This window comes from uncultured Vibrio sp., assembly GCF_947488985.1.
In the GTDB taxonomy this organism is placed as follows: domain Bacteria; phylum Pseudomonadota; class Gammaproteobacteria; order Enterobacterales; family Vibrionaceae; genus Vibrio.
Genome location: NZ_CANLBV010000255.1, coordinates 1 through 768, shown reverse-complemented (window position 1 = coordinate 768; position 768 = coordinate 1). Strand labels below are relative to the sequence as shown.

Below are 768 nucleotides of genomic sequence, written 5' to 3'. Positions count from 1 at the left end.
AATGACAGATACCGCCTTAGTTGGCGGTATCTGTGTTGATATTAGAAAGTCAATGAGTCGGTTCGTAGACGCTTACTCTTCAGGGTTGTCAATCAGGATACAACTGGCTGACTCGATGCTGGTTTTTTCCATCTCTTTGCCATCGGTGTAGCTGTTGACTTTAACGAAATTGATTTCACCGGGTAACGGGTTCTCAATATCTGAGCGTGTACATAAAACGATCGGTCTCTTGCCCGTTTCTTCGTGTTGCAGCATACGGATAAGATGGATGGTTCTTTACTCATTCCATCCTAACATCAAAATGTGGTTGTCCACTCTCACTCTCCTTTTTCCTAGCAAACCCGCTCGCCAATATTCAACCCCCTCTGTCGCCACCTTACCGAGTAACGCAGCGAAAAGACTGAGTCCACCCGGAATAATAAACAGAATCACAATCCATCGTCCTGCCTCAGTCGTCGGCGACAAATCACCATAGCCCACCGTCGAAGCAGTCACGACTAAGTAGTAGGCAAATGTAGTAAACGAGTTGGTTAAGTCCGTTTCCCCTACTAAGTACAGCGACGACCACGATAGGAACACGTAGCCGAGGAAAGTAAACAGCAGGTTTTTGCCGTTCAAAACAAAGATGTTTGCTTTGATCCAGCGTTTGAGTTGTAACCAGATGATCATCCGTGCCTCTAATTTTTGTTTCCTAGGGCGTGTTGATCTTTGCTGTACATTCCGTGTTCAACAATACATAGGTAGCCACATCAACATGAATGCCAGCGA

At 45.7% G+C, this 768-nt stretch carries 1 pseudogene; it reads right to left on the bottom strand.

The features are described from left to right. Positions 1–75 precede the first annotated feature (75 nt). Positions 76–669, bottom strand: a pseudogene (locus Q1A70_RS20205) (potassium channel family protein); the annotation flags it as partial. Positions 670–768: the final 99 nt, after the last annotated feature.